The sequence below is a fragment of the Streptomyces sp. NPDC051211 genome, from assembly GCF_040689505.1.
Classification (GTDB): domain Bacteria; phylum Actinomycetota; class Actinomycetes; order Streptomycetales; family Streptomycetaceae; genus Streptomyces.
In genome coordinates this window covers 64,433-84,594 of sequence record NZ_JBFBAV010000022.1, presented here as the reverse complement: position 1 = coordinate 84,594, position 20,162 = coordinate 64,433, and the positions used below count along the sequence as shown (strand labels likewise).

General features: G+C 71.6%; 16 protein-coding genes. 11 read left to right on the top strand and 5 right to left on the bottom strand.

All coding sequences use genetic code 11. From position 1 onward, the window contains the following. Positions 1-38 precede the first annotated feature (38 nt). On the bottom strand, positions 39-554 hold the full coding sequence (locus AB0447_RS21910) for a DUF4245 domain-containing protein (protein ID WP_366478405.1): 516 nt from the start codon (positions 552-554) through the stop codon (positions 39-41). Positions 555-735: 181 nt separating this feature from the next. Here AB0447_RS21910 and glpX point away from each other — a divergent pair, with 181 nt between their 5' ends. Further along, complete coding sequence (gene glpX / locus AB0447_RS21905) at positions 736-1,767, top strand: class II fructose-bisphosphatase (RefSeq protein ID WP_366478381.1); 1,032 nt, start codon at positions 736-738, stop codon at positions 1,765-1,767. 162 nt (positions 1,768-1,929) lie between these two features. Here glpX and AB0447_RS21900 read toward each other — a convergent pair whose 3' ends face one another. Together AB0447_RS21900 and AB0447_RS21895 are read right to left on the bottom strand one after the other, a co-directional pair. After that, entirely contained in the window at positions 1,930-2,304 is a 375-nt protein-coding gene (locus tag AB0447_RS21900) for a WhiB family transcriptional regulator (protein WP_366478380.1), read from the bottom strand. 112 nt (positions 2,305-2,416) lie between these two features. Next, entirely contained in the window at positions 2,417-3,088 is a 672-nt protein-coding gene (locus tag AB0447_RS21895; RefSeq protein WP_366478379.1) for a DUF1707 domain-containing protein, read from the bottom strand. A 156-nt stretch (positions 3,089-3,244) separates the two neighbouring features. Between AB0447_RS21895 and AB0447_RS21890 the strand changes: the two genes are divergently transcribed. Together AB0447_RS21890 and AB0447_RS21885 are read left to right on the top strand one after the other, a co-directional pair. Then, complete coding sequence (locus tag AB0447_RS21890) at positions 3,245-4,933, top strand: fumarate hydratase (RefSeq protein ID WP_366478378.1); 1,689 nt, start codon at positions 3,245-3,247, stop codon at positions 4,931-4,933. Between the two features lie 392 nt (positions 4,934-5,325). Further along, positions 5,326-6,111, top strand: a complete 786-nt coding sequence (locus tag AB0447_RS21885) for a glycerophosphodiester phosphodiesterase family protein (RefSeq protein WP_366478377.1) — start codon at positions 5,326-5,328, stop codon at positions 6,109-6,111. Positions 6,112-6,173: 62 nt separating this feature from the next. On the opposite strand, the gene AB0447_RS21880 is transcribed toward AB0447_RS21885, so the two are convergent. Further along, positions 6,174-7,697: a ricin-type beta-trefoil lectin domain protein gene (locus tag AB0447_RS21880; RefSeq protein ID WP_366478376.1), complete on the bottom strand. Its 1,524-nt coding sequence runs from the start codon at positions 7,695-7,697 to the stop codon at positions 6,174-6,176. Positions 7,698-7,804: 107 nt separating this feature from the next. Here AB0447_RS21880 and AB0447_RS21875 point away from each other — a divergent pair, with 107 nt between their 5' ends. The 3 genes from AB0447_RS21875 to AB0447_RS21865 all read left to right on the top strand — a co-directional run bounded on the left by AB0447_RS21875 (position 7,805) and on the right by AB0447_RS21865 (position 12,527). Next, the gene (locus AB0447_RS21875) at positions 7,805-9,196 is read left to right on the top strand and encodes a class II fumarate hydratase (RefSeq protein ID WP_366478375.1); all 1,392 of its coding nucleotides are present in this window, start codon (positions 7,805-7,807) and stop codon (positions 9,194-9,196) included. Positions 9,197-9,297: 101 nt separating this feature from the next. Further along, positions 9,298-9,984: a DUF402 domain-containing protein gene (locus AB0447_RS21870; protein WP_366478374.1), complete on the top strand. Its 687-nt coding sequence runs from the start codon at positions 9,298-9,300 to the stop codon at positions 9,982-9,984. A 200-nt stretch (positions 9,985-10,184) separates the two neighbouring features. Beyond that, a complete protein-coding gene (locus AB0447_RS21865; RefSeq protein ID WP_366478373.1) occupies positions 10,185-12,527 on the top strand; it encodes an ATP-binding SpoIIE family protein phosphatase in 2,343 nt (780 codons plus the stop codon). 180 nt (positions 12,528-12,707) lie between these two features. Here the strand turns inward: AB0447_RS21865 and AB0447_RS21860 are convergent, their stop codons facing one another. Beyond that, a complete protein-coding gene (locus AB0447_RS21860; RefSeq protein WP_366478372.1) occupies positions 12,708-14,981 on the bottom strand; it encodes a transglycosylase domain-containing protein in 2,274 nt (757 codons plus the stop codon). 232 nt (positions 14,982-15,213) lie between these two features. Between AB0447_RS21860 and AB0447_RS21855 the strand changes: the two genes are divergently transcribed. From AB0447_RS21855 to AB0447_RS21835, 5 genes are all read left to right on the top strand, one after another. Continuing rightward, positions 15,214-16,164, top strand: coding sequence for an SPFH domain-containing protein (locus tag AB0447_RS21855; protein ID WP_366478371.1), 951 nt, complete (start codon positions 15,214-15,216; stop codon positions 16,162-16,164). Then, positions 16,161-16,412 carry a hypothetical protein gene (locus AB0447_RS21850; protein ID WP_366478370.1) on the top strand — a complete coding sequence of 84 codons (252 nt, stop codon included), beginning with the start codon at positions 16,161-16,163 and terminating at the stop codon, positions 16,410-16,412. The genes AB0447_RS21855 and AB0447_RS21850 overlap by 4 nt, the downstream gene beginning before the upstream one ends. A gap of 179 nt (positions 16,413-16,591) precedes the next feature. Further along, complete coding sequence (locus AB0447_RS21845; RefSeq protein WP_366478369.1) at positions 16,592-17,116, top strand: PadR family transcriptional regulator; 525 nt, start codon at positions 16,592-16,594, stop codon at positions 17,114-17,116. Further along, positions 17,113-17,799 carry an ABC transporter ATP-binding protein gene (locus tag AB0447_RS21840; protein ID WP_366478368.1) on the top strand — a complete coding sequence of 229 codons (687 nt, stop codon included), beginning with the start codon at positions 17,113-17,115 and terminating at the stop codon, positions 17,797-17,799. Before AB0447_RS21845 ends, AB0447_RS21840 begins: the two co-directional genes overlap by 4 nt. Next, the gene (locus AB0447_RS21835; RefSeq protein ID WP_366478367.1) at positions 17,796-20,144 is read left to right on the top strand and encodes an FtsX-like permease family protein; all 2,349 of its coding nucleotides are present in this window, start codon (positions 17,796-17,798) and stop codon (positions 20,142-20,144) included. The genes AB0447_RS21840 and AB0447_RS21835 overlap by 4 nt, the downstream gene beginning before the upstream one ends. Positions 20,145-20,162 lie beyond the last annotated feature (18 nt).

Genomic DNA, 20,162 nt, shown 5'->3' with positions numbered 1-20,162 from the left:
GCGGCCTTCGCCGTATCCGTCTGCGCACTGCGGCTCGCTCAGCCCTTCTTGAACTCCAGCGCCGCCGCCATCTTCGCCAGCTGCTCGAAGGAGGCCGTGCCGGTCACCACCGTCACGTGGCCCTGCTCCGCCCGCACCAGCGCGTCGTACTTCGGCCCGTCCCAGCGCTCCCACGCCAGGTCGCCGACCTGCTGGGTCTGCCCGGTGGCGGTGGCCTGCTGGGTCACCCTCGCCAGGTACTTCGCGGAGGTGTCGCTGGACTGCTCGAGCGCCACGTACTGGTTGTCCGGGTCCAGGAAGCCCAGGTGCCAGGCGTTGGCGTTCTTCCGCTCGTACGTCACCGAGGTCGCCCGCCACTCCTGCGGCAGGCCGGTCGGCGCAGCCAGCGGATACGGCGCCGCGCGCCGGGCCGTGAGGGTCTCGACCCGGTAGTCGACGACGCGCGTCGGGTCGGCCTTCTCGTCATGCGGGAGGAAGATGTAGATCCCCGCGACGACGATGCCGATCAACGCCAGCGACCGGACCATGTCCCAGATCGTCTGCTTGCCTTTCATACCTGCCACGCACCTATCGTCCCGCATGCCCCACGCGATCAAGGACAGGGGTCCGCCCAGGACAATCCGGTGTCCGATATGCCGCTCATACGTGACCCCCTCTGCTCAATATGTCGACGTACCGATAGAGTTCCAGCACCCTCACATCTCCGGCCGTCGTCGTACAGAAAGGTGCGCTCCGATGACCGAGCACAACCTGCCGCCCCAACTCGAGGTCTCTCCCGAGGCCCCCGACCGCAACCTCGCCCTGGAGCTCGTCCGGGTCACCGAGGCCGCCGCCATGGCCGCCGGCCGCTGGGTCGGGCGCGGCGACAAGATCGGCGCGGACGGCGCCGCGGTCAACGCGATGCGGACCCTGATCTCCACCGTCTCGATGAACGGCGTCGTCGTCATCGGCGAGGGCGAGAAGGACGAAGCCCCGATGCTCTTCAACGGCGAGCGGGTCGGCGACGGCACCGGCGCCGAGGTGGACATCGCCGTCGACCCGATCGACGGCACCACGCTCAACGCCAAGGGCATGCCCAACGCCATCGCCGTCCTGGCGGCCGCCGACCGCGGCACCATGTTCGACCCGTCCGCGGTCTTCTACATGGACAAGCTGGTCACCGGCCCGGAGGCCGCCGACTTCGTCGACATCAACGCCCCGGTGTCGGTGAACATCCGCCGGGTCGCCAAGGCCAAGGGCATGGCCGCCGAGGACGTCACCGTCGTCATCCTGGACCGCCCCCGTCACGAGGGCATCGTCAAGGAGATCCGCGAGACCGGCGCCCGCATCAAGTTCATCTCGGACGGCGACGTCGCCGGTTCCATCATGGCGGCCCGCGAGGGCACCGGCGTGGACCTGCTCCTCGGTATCGGCGGCACCCCCGAGGGCATCATCTCGGCCTGTGCGATCAAGTGCCTGGGCGGTGTCATCCAGGGCAAGCTGTGGCCGAAGGACGACGCCGAGCGCCAGAAGGCCCTCGACGCCGGCCACGACCTGGACCGCGTCCTGACCACCACCGACCTGGTCTCCGGCGAGAACGTGTTCTTCGTCGCCACCGGCATCACCGACGGCGAGCTGCTGCGCGGTGTCCACTACCGCTCGGAGACCGCGACCACGTCCTCGCTGGTCATGCGCTCCAAGTCCGGCACGATCCGGAAGATCGACTCCACCCACCGCCTGTCGAAGCTGCGCGCCTACAGCGCGGTCGACTTCGACCGGGCGCAGTAGCCGGAGACGGCAAACGCGAAGGGCGGTCCCGTGTGCGGTGGGACCGCCCTTTCGTGTGTTCCGGTTGCTTCCGGTGTCCGATGGCCGGGGCCCGGGTCCGGTGGCCGGTGTCCGGCGGCCGGGACCGGGGACGGTGGCCGGGGTCCGGTCGGGTGACGCGGCTCAGCCCGCGGCGGCGATGGGACCGGCTCCCGGGCTCTGCCGCAGCTCCGCGGCCCGCCGGCGCATCCGCGCCAGCACCACCCGGCGCTCGGCGGCGGTGAGCCCGCCCCACACCCCGTACGGCTCGGGCTGGAGCAGGGCGTGCTCACGGCAGGCGACCATGACCGGGCAGCGGGCGCAGACCCGCTTGGCGGCCTCCTCGCGCGACAACCGGGCCGCGGTCGGCTCCTTGGACGGGGCGAAAAACAGTCCCGCCTCGTCCCGACGGCACACCGCCTCCGCGTGCCATGGGCCGTCCTCTTCCCTCGACGACACCCGCGGCTTTGGCAGAGCGATGGCGGCTACCTGCAGGGACTGATGCGGCGGATGCTGCACGGTCTACTCCTGACGACGTATTCGCGAGCCGAGAGACGATGCACCTGTCCCTACCCGCTGTGCGCGCCCATATGCACCCTGTGCCACGAAGTGGCTGGGAACCATGCGGTGTTCAGCCGTTGCGGCGGCGGTGCAGGCGGTGGGCGAGATCGACCAGGCGGGCACCGGGTTTGGGGCGGGCCTCGATGCTGCCGAGCAGGGCGAATCCGCGTACCACCACGACCGGGGCCTGCGGGTCGGTCTCCCCGCGGGCTTCCCCGCGGACGTCGAAATTGCCGAGGACGCCGTTGCCGAATCCGCGCAGCGTGACGTTTTCCGGCACCAGGATCTCCGCCTTGCCGAGGACGCAGGTCACGTTGATCTCGGTGAGCTGCTGTTCGAAGACGGCCTCGGTGAGGTCGATGGTGATGTCGCCCATGACGGCCACGGCGCGGGTCTGCGGAGCCGGCCGCCAGCGGCCGCGGCGGGAGGCGTTCCCGCACACCGCGACGACGTTCTCGGCGGCACCCGCGCCGCCGAGCGGGACGGCGGCCGGAACGTGCGCCGCCGGATGCGCCCCGGGGCGGCCTCCGCCGGCCGGCGGGAGGTCCCGGACCAGCTGCTCCAGCTCGCCGACGGTCTTGACGGCGTACAGCGTGTCCAGCCGCTCGGAGTGCTCCTCGGCGGTGAGCCGGCCCTCCGCGACGGCGTCGGCGAGGATCTGCGCGATCCGGTCGCGATCGGCATCCGAGGCGCGCAGTTCGGCGGGGGCGGCAGGGGCGGCGGGGTGCTTTTCCAAGTCCACCCGGCCAGCATAGCCAAACACGATAGATCGCGATACTGGTGAAACGCGGCCAGTGAGCCTTACCTCACAGACAGCGCCCCGGGCGGAGGACCTACGCTGGTGGACTGCGCTGCCAATAGGTCGTCAGCGCTGTCTGCCGAGTGAGGAATGGCCACAATGCCGGAGTTCGCGTACACCGACCTGCTCCCCCTGGGAGAGGACCAGACTCCCTACCGACTCGTGACGTCCGAAGGCGTGTCCACGTTCGAGGCGGACGGCCGTACGTTCCTCAAGGTCGAGCCGGAGGCGCTGCGCAAGCTGGCCGAAGAAGCCATCCACGACATCCAGCACTTCCTGCGCCCCGCCCACCTCGCGCAGCTGCGCCGCATCATCGACGACCCCGAGGCGTCCGCGAACGACAAGTTCGTCGCCCTGGACCTCCTCAAGAACGCCAACATCGCGGCGGCCGGGGTGCTGCCCATGTGCCAGGACACCGGCACCGCGATCGTGATGGGCAAGCGCGGTCAGAACGTGCTCACCCAGGGCGGTGACGAGGAGGCTCTGTCCCGGGGCATCTACGACGCCTACACCCGCCTCAACCTGCGCTACTCGCAGATGGCCCCGCTGACCATGTGGGAGGAGAAGAACACCGGCTCGAACCTGCCCGCGCAGATCGAGCTGTACGCGACCGACGGCGGCGCGTACAAGTTCCTCTTCATGGCCAAGGGCGGCGGCTCGGCCAACAAGTCCTTCCTCTACCAGGAGACGAAGGCCGTCCTGAACGAAGCCTCGATGATGAAGTTCCTCGAGGAGAAGATCCGCTCGCTGGGCACCGCGGCCTGCCCGCCGTACCACCTGGCGATCGTGGTGGGCGGCACCTCGGCCGAGCACGCGCTGAAGACCGCGAAGTACGCCTCCGCGCACTACCTGGACGAGCTGCCGACGGAGGGCTCCGCCCTGGGCCACGGCTTCCGTGACCTCGACCTCGAGCAGCAGGTCTTCGAGCTCACCCAGAAGATCGGCATCGGCGCGCAGTTCGGCGGCAAGTACTTCTGCCACGACGTGCGCGTAGTGCGTCTGCCGCGCCACGGCGCCTCGCTGCCCGTGGCCATCGCGGTGTCCTGCTCCGCGGACCGCCAGGCGACCGCGAAGATCACCGCGGAGGGCGTCTTCCTGGAGCAGCTGGAGCGGGACCCGGCGCGGTTCCTGCCGGAGACCACCGACGCCGAACTCGACAGCGGCTCCGCCGCGGGCTCGGACGCCGCCGACGTGGTCAAGATCGACCTGACCCAGCCGATGGACGACATCCTGGCCACCCTCACCCGGCACCCGGTGAAGACCCGCCTCTCGCTCACGGGGCCGCTGGTCGTGGCGCGCGACATCGCGCACGCGAAGATCAAGGAGCGGCTGGACGCGGGCGAGGAGATGCCGCAGTACCTCAAGGACCACCCGGTGTACTACGCCGGCCCGGCGAAGACCCCGGAGGGCTACGCCTCCGGCTCCTTCGGCCCGACCACGGCCGGCCGGATGGACAGCTACGTCGAGCAGTTCCAGGCGGCGGGCGGCTCCAAGGTCATGCTGGCCAAGGGGAACCGCTCGCAGCAGGTGACCGACGCGTGCGGCACGCACGGCGGCTTCTACCTGGGCTCCATCGGCGGGCCGGCCGCCCGCCTGGCCCAGGACTGCATCAAGAAGGTCGAGGTCGTCGAGTACGAGGAGCTCGGCATGGAGGCGGTGTGGAAGATCGAGGTGGAGGACTTCCCGGCGTTCATCGTGGTCGACGACAAGGGCAACGACTTCTTCCAGAACCCGGCCCCGGAGCCGACGTTCACCCACATCCCCGTCCGCGGCCCCGGCCTGGCCTAGCCCCCACGCGGCACCTGCTCCCCACCCCGCCCTCCCCGACGCCGCGCGGGCTGGATGTGCTCAGCACACACCAGCCCCGCCGGCGTTTGAGGCGCGGGGTCCGGGGCGGAGCCCGGTACCACCCAGCCCCGCCGGCGTTTGAGGCGCGGGTCCGGGCAGAGCCCGGTTTCGGGAAGGGGCGGGGTGGGGAAAGGCCCCGCAGGGACTGCCCGGCTCAGCGTCCGGCCGCGCGGCGGGGCTCCGGCAGGGCCGTCGGACGCGGACCGCACCCACTGGCCGACTGCGGGCCCGGCCCCGGGCGAACAGGGCGCGCAGTGCAATGTCACGAACTGTTCGGCCACCGGCAGCATGCTGCAGCAGTCAGGACACCGCATCCGATTAACGTCTGTCCCATGACACAGCAGTCACTCGCCCCCACCCGCCCCGCCATCCGCGTCATCGCCCACCGCGGCGCCTCCCACGAGCACCCCGAGCACACCCTCGCCGCCTACCGCCAGGCCATCGCCGACGGTGCCGACGCGCTGGAGTGCGATGTGCGGCTCAGTGCCGACGGGCGGTTGGTGTGTGTGCACGACCGGCGGGTGGAGCGGACCTCCGACGGGCAGGGGGTGGTGTCGGCCATGACGTACGAGGAGCTGGCCGGGCTCGACTTCGGGGGCTGGAAGGGGGATCCGCACCGCGGTGCGCGGGTGCTGCTCTTCGAGGACCTGTTGCAGGAGGCGCTGGGGGCGGGGCGGCCCGTCGGGCTGGCCGTCGAGACGAAGCACCCGACCCGGGCCGGGGGCCGGCTGGAGGCGGAGCTGGTGCGCATGCTCAAGGCGTACGGGCTCGCCGACGGGGCGAGCGGGCTGGTCGAGGTGATGAGCTTCTCGCGGAACGCGCTGACCCGGCTGCACCGGATGGCCCCCGGCCTGCCCGCCGTGTACCTGATCGAGCGCCGGCTGCGCCCCGGCCGGCCGCCGTTCGCCGGTCACGCCGGCCCAGGCATCGAGCTCGTACGCAAGGACCCCGGCCTGGTGGGGCGGCTGCAGGCGAAGGGGCTGCGGGTGCGGGTGTGGACGGTGGACGAGCCCGAGGACGTGGAGCTGTGCCTGCGCCTCGGCGTGGACACGCTGATCACCAACCGGCCGCGCGAGGTGCGGGAGACGGTCTCGGGGCTGCTCGCGACCAAGCCCTGAGTACGGAACATCCGGCCGGGGTGCGCCGGCCGGATGTGGGGGGTGTGCGTGGAGCGGGGCGGTTATGCGAAGCGCTGGTTCGCCGAGCCGTTGCAGGTCTGCAGGCGCAGGGGCTCCTTCGCCGCGCCGATCGTCAGGCACATGCCCGGGGAGGCCGCCGGCCGGAGGGTGGCTCCGTCACGGACGAAGTTCTGGTTGGCGCCGCCGTGGCAGTTCCACAGGATGAGGCCGGTGCCGGGACCGTAGTTGGCGCCGGGTGCGTCCAGGCAGCGGTCGTGGGTGAGTTCGGTGTGGACGGACTGGTTGGCGGGGTCGTACCACCAGCCCTGGTTGCGGCCGCCGTGGCAGTCCCAGCCGAGGACCTGGGTGTCGTTGGCGCTGGAGCTGCCCTTGACGTCCAGGCAGTTGCCCGTCGCCTCGTTGCGGAGCGGCTTGTACAGGTCGTCCCAGGCGCCGGGCCGGAGCACCGGAGTGCCGGTGGAGGCCGGGTCGGCGCAGGAGGCCTCGCGCAGGCCCGAGTTGTAGAACTGGGTCAGGCAGGACGCGAAGGCTCCGTGCCCCCGGGCGTTGGGGTGGAAGGACTGACGGGCGGTGTTCTCGTCCCACGGGAAGTGGTCCCCGAGGTCGAGGTAGAGGCCGCGGGCCCAGGTGTCTTCCATGCAGACCTCGTGGCCGTGGAACAGCCGCGAGTTGTCGAGGTAGAGGGCGCCGGAGTTGCGTGCCGCCTCCCGCATGCCCTTCTCGAAGGTGGGGACGGCGTAGTTGCGGCCCCAGGTGGCGTCCGAGTCGTAGCCGGCGCAGCCGCCCGGCAGCTTGCCGGGGAAGTTCGGGTTGTCGTTGAAGTCGGGGCCGATCGGGCTGGGGTAGCCCATCACGACCAGCTTGTAGTCGGAGTCGGCGTAGCCGGCGTCGCGCATGACCGTCTTGAGGTCGGCGACGGTGGACTCGACCTTGGGGCGGAGTCCGTCGACCCGGGCCTGCCAGCCGGGGGCGTACTTCGGTTCGCAGGTGCCCTGGCTGAGCACCCAGCGGGTCACGCAGTCCGTCATGACCGGCCCGAACTGCAGGTCGTCGTTGGCGCCGGCGACCAGCAGGACCATCTTGATCTTCGTGTTGCGGGCCTTCACGGCGAGGCTGTCGCTCTGGACGAGTTCGTCCGCGTACTGCTTGGACCCGCCGATCCTGATGTTGCCGGTGTAGGCGCCGGAACAGGCCACGTTGAAGGTGAGGTCGGCCTGGATGCCGGTGCGGTGGATCGCGGTGTCGGGCGAGCGGTGGCACTGGTTGTTCGGCGTGTTCGTCGCCGGGTCGTAGTTGCCCACGCCCTCGCCGGAGATCTCGCTGTCGCCGAGCGAGATGAGGCCGGTCTTGCGTTCGCCGAGCGGGCGGATCGCCGGGTCGCCGTAGATCTTCACGGCTTCGGCGGCCCGGACGGCCTCCAGCTCGGGCGGGAGCGGAGTGATGGACGAGGCGGGTGTGGTGGCCGCCTGGGCCATGGGGGTGATGGCTGCGACGCCCCCGAGGGCGGCCGCGAACGCCGCGAGTGCGGCGAAGGTAGATCTGAGTCTGGGTTTGGTACGCGCCATGAACGCCTCCCCGGTGTCAGTGTTACCCCCGGTATTTACTGGCCGGTAGGGGAGTTGGGAACACTTCGAACAAGACAATTGCTCAACTTTTTGAGGAGGCTACGCAGATGACCGACGATCAGCACCGCATCGAACACGACTCCATGGGCGAGGTACGGGTCCCCGCACACGCCAAATGGCGGGCCCAGACCCAGCGCGCGGTGGAGAACTTCCCCATCTCCGGGCAGCGCCTGGAGCGCGCCCACATCGCCGCACTGGCCGAGATCAAGGCCGCCGCCGCCAAGGTCAACGTCCGGCTCGGGGTGCTCGACCCGGCCATCGGCGAGGCCGTCGAGGGCGCCGCGGCCGAGGTCGCCGGCGGCAGCTGGGACGAACACTTTCCGGTCGACGTCTTCCAGACCGGCTCCGGCACCTCGTCCAACATGAACGCCAACGAGGTGATCGCGACCCTGGCCACCGAGCGCCTCGGCCGCGAGGTCCACCCCAACGACCACGTCAACGCCTCGCAGAGCTCCAACGACGTGTTCCCGTCCTCCATCCACATCGCCGCGACCGCCGCCGTCACCCACGAGCTCATCCCCGCCCTGCGCCATCTGGAGCTCGCCCTGGAGCACAAGTCCGCCGAGTTCGCGGAGGTGGTCAAGGCCGGGCGGACCCACCTGATGGACGCCACACCCGTCACCCTGGGCCAGGAGTTCGGCGGGTACGCCGCCCAGGTCCGGTACGGCGTCGAGCGCCTGCACGCGGTCCTGCCCCGGCTCGCCGAACTGCCGCTGGGCGGCACGGCCGTGGGCACCGGGATCAACACCCCGCCCGGGTTCTCCGCCGCCGTGATCGCCGAGGTGGCCGCCGCCACCGGACTGCCCCTCACCGAGGCCCGGGACCACTTCGAGGCACAGGGCGCCCGGGACGCGCTGGTGGAGACCTCCGGGATGCTCCGCACGATCGCGGTCTCGCTCACCAAGATCTGCAACGATCTGCGCTGGATGGCCTCCGGCCCGCGCACAGGATTGGCCGAAATCAATCTGCCGGATCTCCAGCCGGGGTCCTCGATCATGCCCGGCAAGGTCAACCCGGTGGTCCCGGAAGCCGTGCTGATGGTCGCCGCGCAGGTGACCGGGAACGACACCGCGGTCGCGGTGGCGGGCGCGGCCGGCAATTTCGAACTCAATGTGATGCTCCCGGTGATGGCCCGGAACCTCCTCGAATCGGTACGGCTGCTCGCCGCCGCCGGCCGCCTGCTGGCCGACCGGACGGTCGCCGGAATCACCGCCAACGCGGACCGGGCCAGGGAGTACGCCGAGTCCTCGCCCTCCGTGGTCACCCCGCTGAACCGGTACATCGGCTACGAGGAGGCCGCCAAGGTCGCCAAGAAGTCCCTCAAGGAACGGAAGACGATCAGGGAGGTCGTGCTGGAGTCCGGGTACGTCGAACGCGGCGACCTGACCGTCGAGGAACTCGACCAGGCCCTTGACGTGCTGCGCATGACACACCCTTGAGCGAGCGGGGGGAACGCCGAGTTTCAGTCGATTCCCCGCCCCGACCCCCTCCGTGACCTGCACCGCAGCGGGTCCGGGAGGGGCGGCCCTAATATCTGCGCATGACAGGTACCGACGCGCGGGACGCGCAGGGCACGCACTGGGCGCCCGGGGAGCACATCCTCTGGCGCTACCGCGACCATGCGCCCGGCCTGAAGGGCCAGGTGCACATCTGCCGGCCGGTGACCGTGGTCCAGGACACCGACGAGCTGCTGGCCGTGTGGATGGCGCCGGGCACCGAATGCGTCAAGCCGGTGCTGGCCGACGGCACTCCGGTGCACGAGGAGCCGCTCGCCACCCGCTACACCGCCCCGCGCACCACCGTCCGTTCGCAGTGGTTCGGGGCCGGGGTGCTCAAACTGGCCAGACCCGGCGACCCGTGGTCGGTCTGGCTGTTCTGGGAGCACGGCTGGCAGTTCCGCAGCTGGTACGTGAACCTGGAGTCCCCGCGGGTGCGGTGGGCCGGCGGGGTGGACTCCGAGGACCACTTCCTCGACATCTCCGTCTACCCGGACCGCACATGGAAGTGGCGGGACGAGGACGAATTCGCGCAGGCGCAGCGGTCCGGGCTGATCGGCCCGGAGGAGGCGGCCCGGGTCCGGCAGGCCGGCCGCGCGGCAGTGGACCTGATCAGGGCCTGGGGGCCTCCGTTCTCGGCCGGCTGGCAGGACTGGAGACCCGATCCGAGCTGGAAGGTTCCGGTTCTGCCCGAGGACTGGGACCGCACTCCGGCGCATATGACCTCATGAGACCCTTGATGCGCCCCCGGGGTTCAAACGTAGGATCGTCCTCCGCAAGGCTGCGTAATTGTCATGCTGCGCGCGGGACTTGGTAACGAGCGGGACGCGGTACCCGAGGGTGACGGTGCCCTCGCCGCTGAGCGGGTATACCGCGACTGAACCGAGTTGAGTGCAGCGCACATCGAGCGCAAACGGACGGAATTCCACGCGTGACGGAGTACCCCACCTCGCACGAGGGCCCGCAGCCTGCCGCGGCGGGCAGCTCCGACGTGCCCGGACCGCGCGGCGCGCGGCGGAGTACGGCGGGCCAGGCCGCCCCCGGCGCAGACGACCGCGGCCACGGAAAGGCCCCGGCCCCGTCCGCCGAAGCCACCCGCCCCGGGGCCGCCCTCCCCGAGTCCCCCGGTACGGTCCCGCCCGCCCGGCAGCACGAGGCGGGCCGGCGCCTGCCGGGCGCCGCGCGCACCCGGGACGCGGCCGCCGCCCAGAACGCAGCCGCGGCCGAAGCCGGCCCGGCGAGCGCCCGCGTCCGCGCCGAACCCGGCGTCCCCGCCGGGCCGGTCCTGGCCGCGGGCCCGGACCGCCCGCGCGGCGAGGCGGGCTCGGAAGCAGCCCGGCCGGGCACCCCGGTCGGCGGAACGGCGGCAGCCGGTGCGGGGACCGCCCACGGCCCGGGTGCGGGCACCGCCGGCCCCGCTGCGGTCGTTGCCGGCCCGGCAGCGGCCCCGCACGGTGCCGGCACCGGAATACCGGGCGGCGGCGGGGGCATCGTGGACGGCACTGCCGCGCGCCGCGAAGGCGACCGGCTGCGGTTCGTCGGCGCCGCCACCCGGCGGATCGCCCGTGGCATCGACCTGGACGAGATCGTGCTGGGCCTCTGCCGGGCCACCGTGCCGACGTTCTCCGACGCGATCCTGGTCTACCTGCGCGATCCGCTGCCCGTCGGTGACGAGCGCCCGGCCGGCCCCGTCGTCTTAAGGCTGCGCCGTACCGACCGGCTGCGGCCGATCGACGAGCTCGGCACCGGGCTCGAACCCACCGGGAACGCGGCGGCCACGGGGGCCGCCGGCGAGCTCGACTTCAGCCAGCTCCCCCTCGTCGGCCCGCAGGGCGACCTGCCGGCCGCCGAGTTGTGCGAGATCCGGCCCGGCGGGGCCCTCGCCGAGGTGCTGCGCGGCGTACGGCCCGTCTTCGGGTCCTCCGCCGCAGCCCGCGCCGCGCTGCCCGAACTGCTGGGCGCCGAACATCCGGTCCCTCGCGGCCAGCGGGCCGTACTGGCGCCGCTGCGCGGGCGCCGGCGGGTCATCGGTGCCGCCGTGTTCCTGCGCAGCCCGGAGCGGCCCGCCTTCGAGCCCAACGACCTGCTGGTCGCGGCGCAGTTGGCCACGCACACCGCGCTGGGCATCGACAAGGCCGTGCTGTACGGGCGCGAGGCCTACATCGCCGACGAGCTTCAGCGCACCATGCTGCCGGACAGCCTGCCCCAGCCCACCGGGGTGCGGCTGGCCTCCCGCTACCTGCCGGCCGCCGAGACCGCCCGGGTGGGCGGCGACTGGTACGACGCCATACCGCTGCCCGGCAGCCGGGTCGCGCTGGTCGTCGGCGACGTCATGGGGCATTCCATGACCTCCGCCGCGATCATGGGCCAGTTGCGGACGACGGCCCAGACCCTGGCCCAGCTGGACCTGCCGCCGGGCGAGGTGCTGCACCATCTCGACGAGCAGGCGCAGCGGCTCGGCTCGGACCGCATGGCGACCTGCCTGTACGCCGTGTACGACCCGGTCTCGCACCGGATCACCATCGCCAATGCCGGGCATCCGCCGCCGGTGCTGCTGCACCTGGGCGGCCGCGCCGAGGTGCTCCGGGTGCCTCCGGGCGCCCCCATCGGCGTCGGCGGGGTCGACTTCGAGGCCGTGGAGCTGGACGCGCCCGCCGGGGCCACCCTGCTGCTGTACACGGACGGCCTGGTGGAGAGCCGGCTCCGGGACGTGTGGACCGGCATCGAGCAGCTGCGGGAGCGGCTGGCCGCCACCGCCCAGCTGACCGGCCTGGACCACCCGCCGCCGCTGGAGGCGCTCTGCGACGACGTGCTCGACATGCTCGGCCCGGGCGACCGGGACGACGACATCGCGCTGCTCGCCGCCCGCTTCGACGGGATCGCGCCCAGCGACGTCGCGTACTGGTTCCTCGACCCGGAGGAGACGGCCCCCGGCCGGGCCCGCCGGTTCGCCCGCCGCGCCCTGTCCCGGTGGGGTCTGGAGGAGCTGACCGATTCGCTGGAGCTGCTGGTCAGCGAGGTGGTGACCAATGCCGTCCGGTACGCGGAGCGGCCGGTCACGCTGCGCCTGCTGCGGACGGACGTGCTGCGCTGCGAGGTGGGCGACGACTCCCCGCAGCTGCCCCGGCAGCGCCGGGCGCGGGACACCGACGAGGGCGGCCGCGGCCTGTTCCTGGTGAACCGGATGGCCCGGCGCTGGGGTGCGACCCGGCTGAGCAGCGGCAAGGTGGTCTGGTTCGAGCTCGCGTTGCCGGCCGCGCGAGAGCAGCGCTGACGGGTTCGGCAGGCCGGCTCGGAACGCCGGAGGCAACGCCACCGTCGGAACGCCACACCGGGAACGCCACCGCCCGGCAGCGGATGCGCTGCCGGGCGGTGGCGTTCGTCCGGTGGCCGTACGGTCGCCGTCCGGTGGCCGTACGGTCGCCGTCCAGTGGCCGTACGGCCAACGGCCGGGTCAGTCCTTGGGCGGCTTGATGGCCGTACCGGTGGGGTCCGGGTCCGGCGAGCCCGAGCCGGACCTCGTCGGGCTGTTGGTCGGCTTCGGCGGCCTGCTGGAGCTGCTCTGGCCCGGGTCGGGCTTGTTCGAGCGGCTGCCCGACGGGTCCGGGTTCGGCTGGGACGAGCGGGTGCTCGGCGTGTTCTCCGGCGTACGGCTGGGCGTGTTGGACGGGCTGTTGCTGCGGCTGGCCGGCACGGCCGGCTCGCCCATCTCGGCGTCGTCCAGCTCGAACCGGCCGGTCTCCACGCCCTGCAGGGCGGCGAGCGTGTACGACTTCCAGATGTCCGCGGGGAAGCTGGAGCCGCCCGCGCGGCCGCCGCCGGCGGTACCGGTCAGGGTCTTCTGGGTGCCGGTGCCGGGCTCCTCGCCGAACATCGCGACGACGGTGACCAGTTCCGGGGTGTACGCGGCGAACCAGGCGGCCACGTTCGACTCGGTGGTACCGGTCTTCGCGGCGGCCTCGTAGGCGCTGCTGCGGACTGCCTTGCCGGAGCCGTCCTTGACCACGCCGGTGAGGACCTTGGTGACGGTGTCGGCGGTCTCGCTGGAGATCACCTGGCTGCCGATGGCCTGCACCGGCTTGTATTCGCGGGTGGCGTGCGTCGCCGACTTCACGATCGAGGGGGTGACCTTCTTGCCGTGGCGGTCGAAGGTGGCGTAGACGCCGGCCATTTCGACGGTGTTGGCGCTCATGGTGCCCAGCGACATGGCGGGCGAGTTCGCCGGCCAGCCCTCCCGGTCGGCCATGCCCAGTTCCAGCGCGGTCGTCTTCACGGTGGCCGGGCGGGCGTCGACGAACATCTGGGCGTACACGGAGTTCACCGAGAAGTTGGTGGCCTCCTGGACGGTGATCTGCTTGCCGTAGTCCTTGTCGTCCTGGTTCTGCGGCGCGAAGTGCTCGCTGGCGCCGACGACCGGCCGCCGGCTGGTGCCGTCGTAGAGCGCGTTCGGGGTGATCGGCTTGCCGTCTTCGGTGGTGGCCTTGGTCTCCAGGGCGGAGGCCAGCACGACCGGCTTGAAGGTGGAGCCGGGCTGGAAGTCGGTGCGCAGGGCGTTGCTCGACCACTTGTCGGCCTGCCCGGTGCCGCCGTACATGGCGACGATGGCGCCGGTCTTCGGGTCCACCGAGGTGGCGCCGGCCTGCACGTACTGGTCGACGGGGCGCTTCTTGGTGTCCTTGCGGTCGAGCTTGGACTCCAGCTCGTCCTGGACGGCCTTCTCCAGCGCCTTCTGCCGCTTCGGGTCGACGGTGAGGGTGAAGGTCCAGCCGCCGGCCTTGATCTGGTCCTCGGTGACGCCCTGCCGCATGAGCTCGGCGTTGGCGGCCTCGATCAGGTAGCCCTTCTGACCCTCGGTGCCGGGGGCGGGCTTGGGCTTGACCGGATCCTGGAACTTCAGTCCGGCCCGCTTGCCGGAGTCGAGCGCGCCCATCTCGACCATGTTGTCGAGCACGCCGTTGAAGCGGATCATGGCCAGCCTCTTGCCGTTGGGGCCGGCGGTGGCCACGTCGTACTGGCTGGGGGCCTGGAGGACGGCGGCCAGGTAGGCGCCCTGCTCCAGGGTGAGCTGGGAGGAGTTGACCCCGTAGTAGGCCTGCGCCGCGGCCTGGATGCCGTAGGCGCCGCGGCCGAAGTAGCTGGTGTTGAGGTAGCCCGCGAGGATGTCGTCCTTCTTCATCCGCTGGTCGACCTTGAGGGAGATCACCAGTTCCTTGAGCTTGCGGGTCGCCGTCTGGTCCTGGTTCAGGTAGTAGTTCTTGACGTACTGCTGGGTGATCGTGGACCCGCCGGCCTTGCCCTTGCCGGTGACGGTGTTGAAGGCGCCGCGGGCCACGCCCATGATGTCGATGCCGCGGTCCTTGTAGAAGGACTTGTTCTCGATGGCGATGAACGCCGTTTGGACGTCCTTCGGGACCCGGTCGAGCGGCACGATCTCGCGGTTGAGCTTGCCGGTGCGCGTCATCACGCTGCCGTCGGCGTACTTGTAGACGTTGCTCTGCAGGGTCGCGTCCACGTTGGCGTTCTTGGGCTCGTCCACCCAGTAGTAGAGCGCGACGAGGGCCGCCATGCAGAGCAGGGCCAGCCCGAAGAACGTGCCGAGGATCTTCTTCCAGGTGAAGAGCCGGCGTATGCCGCTCTTTTTGCCGGCCCGGCCGGACCCGCCGGCGCCCTTCGCCGCGCGCCGCGCTCCGCGCTGCTTCTGCGCTTTGCGCGCTTCTGCTCGGCCCATCGCTCCCGCTCCGCTCGATTACCCCCCGACGTCAGCTCCGAAAACTAACACCGCAGGAATGGACAAAGGTTGGCGAATGTCGACCAATACCGCCCAATTCGGACGTGAGAATCAGCACCCACTCCAGTGGAACCGACGCATGCGAGGGGGCAAGGGTTGCGGTGACCGATAAAAGTGATATCACTTTGCTAGTGGCTGCGGCCGAGTGAGACCGAACGGAACGGGGCGAACCATGACCAATGCTGTGACCGACACGAGGGAAGTCACCCCGGCGAACCCGGCGACGAGCATGCCGGACCCGCAGGTACGGGAGTACGCCGCGCACAGCGTCGGCGGCGGGCTGGCCCTGCTGCTCGGCCTGGCCGGGGTCCTGGCCGGGGCGGGCATCGTGGCCGCGGGGGCGCTCGCCGCGGCCACCGCCGTCAAGGTCTCGCTGATCCTGCTGGGCATCCTGGCGGTCCTGGGCTCGCTCTTCGCGATGGGCGGACTGAACATGGTGGAGCCCGGCCAGGCACGCGTGGTCCAGCTCTTCGGCCGCTACCGGGGCACGATCCGCACCGACGGACTGCGCTGGGTCAACCCGCTGACCACGCGGGAGAAGATCTCCACCCGGGTCCGCAACCACGAGACCGCCGTCCTGAAGGTCAACGACGCGTACGGCAACCCGATCGAGCTCGCGGCGGTCGTGGTGTGGAAGGTCGAGGACACCGCGCGGGCGGTGTTCGAGGTGGAGGACTTCACCGAGTTCGTCGAAACCCAGACCGAGGCGGCGGTCCGTCACATCGCCATCGAGTACCCGTACGACGCCCACGAAGAGGGCGGCCTGTCGCTGCGCGGCAACGCCGAGGAGATCACCGAGAAGCTGGCGGTCGAGCTGCACGCCCGGGTGGAGGCGGCCGGGGTGCAGATCATCGAGTCCCGCTTCACGCATCTCGCGTACGCTCCGGAGATCGCCTCGGCGATGCTCCAGCGCCAGCAGGCCGGTGCCGTGGTGGCGGCCCGCAAGCAGATCGTCGAAGGCGCGGTGGGCATGGTCGAGCTGGCCCTGACCCGCCTGGCGGAGGAGGACATCGTGGATCTGGACCCGGAGCGCAAGGCCGCGATGGTGTCGAACCTGATGGTGGTCCTGTGCGGGGACCGCGCCGCCCAGCCGGTCGTCAACACGGGCACCCTGTACCAGTGACCGGCGCGGAGCGCGGCCCGGCCGAGCCGGCCCCCGAGCGGGCCGGCCGACAGGCCCGCAAACAGGTGCTGCTGCGGCTGGACCCGCAGGTGTACGACGCCCTCGCCCGCTGGGCGGGCGAGGAGCTGCGCAGCGCCAACGCGCAGATCGAGTTCCTGCTCCGCCGCGCCCTCTCCGAGGCGGGCCGCCTCCCCACGGCCCCCGGCCCGATCCCCCGCCGCGGCCGCCCCCCGAAGTCCTCGGACTGAGCCGAAAACCCCGCCCCGCCGGCGTGGGGGGCGCGAGATCCGGAGGCCCGCTCCCGGCAGCGGCGCCGCCCGCACAGAACCGTGACAAACCGCGCTGACCAGCGATGACGATGCCCGTCTACCCGGCTATACACCGTAGGTATACAGCGAGCGTATACACCCGGTGTACAGTCGTCGGCATGTCCATCGGTCACACACTCCTCGGCCTCCTCGAGGCCGGCCCACGCCACGGCTACGACCTCAAGCGGACCTTCGACGAGAAGTTCGGCCACGACAAGCCGCTCGCCTACGGCCAGGTCTACTCGACCATGTCCCGACTCCTGAAGAACGGCCTCGTCGAGGTCGACGGCATCGAGGCCGGCGGCGGCCCCGAACGCAAGCGGTACGCCATCACCGACGCGGGCGTCACCGATGTCGCGCACTGGCTGGCGCAGCCCGAAAAGCCGGAGCCGTACCTCCAGTCCACCCTCTACACCAAGGTGGTCCTCGCGCTGCTCACCGGCCGCAGCGCCGCCGACCTGCTCGACACCCAACGCGCCGAGCACCTGCGCCTGATGCGCATCCTCACCACCCGCAAGCGCAAGGGCGACCTCGCCGACCAGCTCGTCTGCGACCACGCCCTGTTCCACCTCGAGGCCGACCTGCGCTGGCTCGAGCTCGCCGCGGCCCGCCTCGACCAACTCGCCCGGGACGTGACCCGATGACCCCTGCCGGCTCCCTCCTCGTCGCCTCGGACCTGCGCAAGGCCTACGGCCCCACCCCCGCCCTCGACGGCGCAGGGTTCTCCATCCACCCGGGCGAGGTCGTCGCCGTCATGGGACCCTCCGGCTCCGGCAAGTCGACCCTGCTGCACTGCCTCGCCGGGATCGTTGCCCCCGACTCCGGCACCATCACCTACGCCGGCCGCGAGCTCACCGCCATGAGCGATGCCGAGCGCAGCGCCCTGCGGCGCACCGAGTTCGGCTTCGTCTTCCAGTTCGGCCAGCTCGTCCCCGAGCTGACCTGTGTGGAGAACGTCGCCCTCCCGCTGCGCCTGGCCGGCGTCAAGCGCAAGCAGGCCGAGGCGGCCGCCCTCCAGTGGATGGAGCGGCTCCAGGTCGACGACCTGGGCGAAAAGCGCCCCGGCGAAGTCTCCGGCGGCCAGGGCCAGCGCGTCGCCGTGGCCCGCGCCCTGGTCACCAACCCGCGCGTGCTCTTCGCCGACGAACCCACCGGAGCCCTCGACTCCCTCAACGGCGAGCTGGTGATGCAGCTGCTCACCGAGGCCGCCCGCTCCGCCAACGCCGCCGTCGTGCTCGTCACCCACGAGGCCCGCGTCGCGGCGTACTCCGACCGCGAGATCGTCGTACGCGACGGCAAGTCCCGCGACATGGAGCGCATCGTATGAGCGCGTCCAAGAAGCACAGCAGCTGGTCCCGCGACCTCGGCCTGGGCGCGCGCTTCGCGTTCGCCGGCGGTCGCGAGGGCTGGACCCGCACCCTGCTCACAGGCGTGGGCGTCGGCCTCGGCGTCGCCCTGCTCCTGATCAGCACCGCGCTGCCCGGCGCCCTGGCCGCCCGTACCGACCGCGGTGACGCCCGCAGCACGCTGAACTCCTCGCGCGCCGAACAGCCCGGACCCGACACCCTGCTCATCGCCCGGGCCGGCCAGAGCTACCACGGCCTGGACATCGACGGCAGCCTGGTGAAGGCCGAGGGACCCGACGCCCCGGTGCCGCCGGGCCTGAAGAAGGTCCCCGGCCCCGGCGAGATGGCCGTATCCCCCGCCCTGAAGGAGCTGTTGGGCTCCTCGGACGGCAAGCTGCTGCGCGAGCGCCTCGACGGGCGGATCACCGAGACCGTCGGCGACGCCGGACTGACGGGCCCCGGCGAACTGCTCTTCTACGCGGGCGACGACCGGCTGCAGAAGACGTCCGCATCCTCCTACGGGGTCCTGCGGATCACCTCGTTCGGCCACGAACGCGAGACCGAGAAACTCGGCCCGGTGCTGCTGCTCCTGGTCCTCCTCACCTTCGTCGCCCTGCTCCTGCCGGTCGTCGTCTTCATCGCCGCCGCCGTCCGCTTCGGCGGCGAGCGCCGCGACCGCCGGCTCGCCGCGCTCCGCCTGGTCGGCGCCGACAGCCGGATGGTGCGCCGGATCGCCGCCGGCGAGGCCCTGGCCGGCTCGCTGGCCGGGCTCGTGCTGGGCGCCGGCTTCTTCCTGATCGGTCGCGAACTGGTCGGCAGCTTCAACCTCCAACAGCGCAGCGTCTTCCCCGCCGACCTCGATCCGACGGTGTGGCTGGCCGCGCTCGTCGCGGTCGCGGTGCCGGCGGCGGCCATCGGGGTCACCCTGTTCGCCCTGCGGGGCGTGGTGATCGAGCCGCTGGGCGTCGTACGGACGGCCCGGCCGAGCAAGCGCCGCATCTGGTGGCGGCTGCTGGTGCCGCTGGCCGGACTGGGCCTGCTCACACCGCTGATGGGCCGCGGCGACACCAACGGGGTGTTCAACCAGTGGCAGGTCGGCGGCGGTGTGGTGCTGCTCCTGGTGGGCATCACCGCCCTGCTGCCCTGGGTGCTGGAACGCTGCGTCGGCCGGCTTCGCGGCGGCCCGGTCTCCTGGCAGCTCGCGGTGCGCCGGCTCCAGGTGAACAGCGGCGGCGCCGCCCGCCTCGTCAACGGCATCGCCGTGGCGGTCGCGGGGGCCATCGCCCTGCAGATGCTCTTCGCGGGCGTCGAGGGCGACTACACCGAGGAGACCGGCCAGGACCCGGGCCGGGCCGCCGTCTCGATCCTGCTCGACCAGGACTCCAAGGTCGATCCGGAGCAGCTGGCCCAGCAGGTCGCCCGCTCCGAGGGCATCACCGGGGCGGTGCCGCTGCGCTCCGTCTCCGCCGCCCACAAGGTCCCCGAGGACAGCCGACTCGTCGAGGTCACCGTCGGCAGCTGCCAGGCGCTGCGCGAGGTCGCCGTACTGGACTCCTGCACGGACGGCGACGTCTTCCTGGCTTCCGGCAGCAGCGACCCGGACCGGAAGTACGGCGCCACGGCCAAACCCGGCGACAAGCTGTTCGTGGGCAATGTGATGGGGTATTCGGAGACCAAGCCGGTCCGGTGGACGGTGCCCGCCACCGCCCGCGCGGTGGCCGCCCGCCCGGACCCGGTCGGCACCCTGCGCTCCGGTCTGCTGGTGACCCCGTCGGTCGCACCCGAGGACACCGGCGAGTACGGATCGACCCAGATCTACGTCCAGGCCGACGATTCGGATCCGGAGGGTCTGGAGAGGGCGCGGACCGCCGCGTTCAAGGCGTCCCCGCTGTCCGTCGCCATGACGCTCAAGTCCACCAAGCAGGACGGCAGCTACTCGGCGATCCGCACCGGGCTGTTCTTCGGGGCCACCGCCGTGCTGATCCTGATCGGCGCGAGCCTGCTGGTCTCCCAGCTGGAGCAGCTGCGCGAGCGCAGGAAGCTGCTGTCCTCGCTGGTCGCGTTCGGCACCAAGCGCTCCACGCTGAGCCTGTCGGTGCTGTGGCAGACGGCCGTGCCGATCGGCCTGGGCCTGGGCCTGGCCACCGTGTTCGGGGTGGGCCTGGGCGCCGTGCTGATGCGGATGGCCGCGGCCCCGGTACGGATCGACTGGGCGTCGGTCGCGGCCATGACGGGGGCGGGGGCCGGCGTGGTCGCGCTGGTGACCGTACTCAGCCTGCCGCCGCTGCTGCGCCTGATGCGTCCGGACGGCCTGCGCACCGAATAGGGCCCGGTGGGCCGGTGC